Annotated in this window: 3 protein-coding genes; all 3 read left to right on the forward strand. The window is 70.2% G+C overall.

The window, feature by feature from the left end:
• A partial coding sequence (gene dnaG, locus AB0J52_RS34435) for a DNA primase (RefSeq protein ID WP_500187079.1) occupies positions 1–625 on the forward strand: 625 nt, incomplete at its 5' end.
• A 77-nt stretch (positions 626–702) separates the two neighbouring features.
• Positions 703–1,848, forward strand: a complete 1,146-nt coding sequence (gene rpoD, locus AB0J52_RS34440) for an RNA polymerase sigma factor RpoD (protein ID WP_500187082.1) — start codon at positions 703–705, stop codon at positions 1,846–1,848.
• 408 nt (positions 1,849–2,256) lie between these two features.
• Positions 2,257–2,814: an RNA polymerase sigma factor gene (locus AB0J52_RS34445; protein ID WP_500187080.1), complete on the forward strand. Its 558-nt coding sequence runs from the start codon at positions 2,257–2,259 to the stop codon at positions 2,812–2,814.
• Positions 2,815–2,970: the final 156 nt, after the last annotated feature.

Consider the following 2,970-nt stretch of genomic DNA (forward strand, 5'->3'; position numbering starts at 1 on the left):
GTATGAGGGCGGCCCGTCCGGCCCGCGGGACGCGTACGGCTCCTACGGCGACGATGGGTATGGGCCATCCGGCGGCGGGGGTTACAGCCCGTCCGGACAGGGCCAGGACGAGACGTCAGCGGATTCGGGGCGGCCCGAAACCCCGGCGTTCGACCCGCACGACCCCGGCGTGGTGCTCGAACGCGAGCTGTTGAAGCTGGTCGTGCAGCGTCCCGCGGTGGTCGGGCCGGAGTTCGATCTGGTCCCGGGCGAGGCGTTCCTGGTGCCCGCCCACGCGACCGTCCGGGGCGTCGTCGGGGCGGTCGGGGGAGTGGCCACGGCGGCCGATCCGGCCGAGTGGATCTCCCGGCTCCTGGAGCAGGCGGCGAACACCCAGGTCAAGGACCTGATCACCATGCTCGCAGTCGAGCCGACACAGTCCGCGTCCGAATCGGATGACCGATATGCGGCGGCACTGCTGGCCCGGATTCAGGAACGCCTGCTCACCCGGCAGATCGGGGACGTGAAATCTAAACTCGGGCGGCTGAATCCGGCCGAGCAAGCCGAGGAGTACCACCGGCTCTTCGGTGATCTTGTCGCGCTTGAGCAGCAGAGACGGGTGTTGCGGGAGCGCGGGCTTGGATAGCGGTAAGTCAAGAGACCGCAAAATGGGTCCTGTGATCTAGGCCCCCCATAACGCAGACTGTCCCCGTGGGCCCTTCGGTGCTGCCAAGCGAGGCGCCATCGGTTGACCAGGTGGCGGACCTCGTCGCACGTGGCAGAGAACGCGGCGGTGTGACCGTCGATGACGTCGCTGCCGCACTCGACCGCTCGGACTTGCCGGACGATTCGCTCGAGCGGATCGTCCGAATGCTCGCGGAACAGGGGGTCGAGGTCCTGGAGTCTCCGCAGGAGACCGAGGACGTCGCGCGAGCAGACGAGACAGATCTCGGCAAGCGGGCGCCGACGAGCGACCTGGTGCGCATCTACCTGAGAGAGATCGGTCGCGTTCCGCTCCTCACGGCAGAAGATGAAGTCGAACTGGCGAAATCAATCGAGGCGGGTCTTTTCGCCGAGGAGAAACTGGCGCACACCGCCATCCTCTCCCCGGCGCAGCGACTCGACCTCGAACTGCTCTCCCGGGAGGGAATCCGGGCGAAGCAACGACTGATCGAGGCGAACCTGCGGTTGGTCGTCTCGATCGCCAAGCGCTACGTGGGCCGGGGAATGCTGTTCCTCGACCTCATTCAGGAGGGAAATCTCGGACTCATCCGCGCGGTCGAGAAATTCGACTACACCAAGGGTTTCAAGTTCTCGACCTACGCCACCTGGTGGATCCGCCAGGCGATCACGCGGGCGATCGCCGACCAGGCCCGGACCATCCGGATCCCGGTGCACATGGTGGAGACCATCAACAAGCTGGTGCGCGTGCAGCGCCAGCTCCACCAGGACCTCGGCCGGGAACCGATCCCCGACGAGATCGGCCGGGAGATGGGGCTGAGCGCCACCCGGGTCGTGGAGATCCAGCGGATCGCCCAGGAACCGGTGTCGCTGCAGTCCCCGATCGGAGAGGAGGACTCCGATCTCGGCGACTTCATCGAGGACTCCGACGCCGTCGTGCCCATCGAGGCGGCGGCGTTCATCCTGCTGCAGGACCAGCTGGAGGACATCCTCGGCACGCTGTCGGAACGGGAGCAGCGCATCATCCAGCTGCGCTTCGGCCTGGCCGACGGCCACCCCCGCACCCTGGAGGAGGTCGGCCGGGAGTTCGGCGTCACGCGCGAGCGCATCCGGCAGATCGAGTCCAAGACGCTGGCGAAGCTGAGGCACCCCTCCCGCGCCCAGATGCTCCGCGAGTATCTCGACTGAGGCCGTCCCCCCGGACGACCCGCGCCCCATCCGGCGCACCGCTCCGGGCCGCGCCCCCGCCATCCCCCGGCGAGGACGCGGCCCGGACGGCCGTCACCTTCCGCCACGGCCCTCCACCACGGCCCTCCGCCACCGCCTCCGCCGTCGCGCATCGCCGCCACGGGCGGACCCCGCACGCGGAGGGACCTCTTCCCGGCCAGGCGCTTCCGACTTCCGCCCTCCGGCCCGGGTTCTACGGCTGACCTTCACGCCTGCGCCGATGCCCCGCCGTTGAGATCCGGCCCTCCCGGCCGTCCGGCGCTCCCGGCCGGGCCTTCCTTCGCGCCGTGACGGCCGCGATCGTGAACGCGATGAAGAAGATCACGGCTGCGGGCGAGTACCGGGTGACCACCGACCCGGAGGAAGCCGATGCCCGTTGAATCCGACACCGCCCCGCGCAGCCGCGACGATCCGCTGTGGTTCACCGAGCTGTACGACCGGCACGCCCCGGACGTCCACCGGTACATCGCCGGACGCCTCGGCCGGGAGCACGCCGACGACCTGACCGCCGACGTCTTCCTGGTCGCCTTCCGCAAGAGGGCGGACTTCGATCCGGCGCGCGGCGACGTCAGGCCCTGGCTGTTCGGCATCGCCACGAAGGCCGTGAGCCGCCACCGGCGCGGTGAGAGCCGCCGGCTCAAGGCCCTGGGCCGGATGAACGCCGAGCCCCCGACCGACGGACCCGAGGACGGCGTGGCCGCCCGGGTGGCCGCCCAGCAGGCGGGACCGGAGCTGGCCCGGGCCATCAAGGGGCTGTCCCAGGCCGACCGCGACGTGCTGTTCCTGACCGCGCTGGCCGGGCTCAGCTACCAGGAGGTCGCCGAGGCCCTCGGCGTCCCCGGCGGGACCGTCGGCTCCCGCCTCAACCGGGCCAAACGCGAGATCCGCCGTGTCCTCGGCGACGTGAACCCCGCGAAGGAGCACTGATGGAGGAGATCGAGACCGTGAAGCGCATGTTCACCGAGCCGGGGCCGTCGCCGTCCGCCCTCGCCGCCGGCCGCGAGGGTGCACCCGGAGCTCCTGGCGGCTCTGAGGTCCAGGACACCCGCTGGCTGGCGGCCTGGACCCTGCTCGCCGCCAACC

Origin of the sequence: Spirillospora sp. NPDC049652 (assembly GCF_040675125.1) — a bacterium.
Taxonomy (GTDB): domain Bacteria; phylum Actinomycetota; class Actinomycetes; order Streptosporangiales; family Streptosporangiaceae; genus Spirillospora.

Coding starts and splice junctions, on each gene's coding strand:
- AB0J52_RS34445 (WP_500187080.1), top strand. CDS start 2,257: ATGCCCGTTGAATCCGACACCGCCCCGCGCAGCCGCGACGATCCGCTG.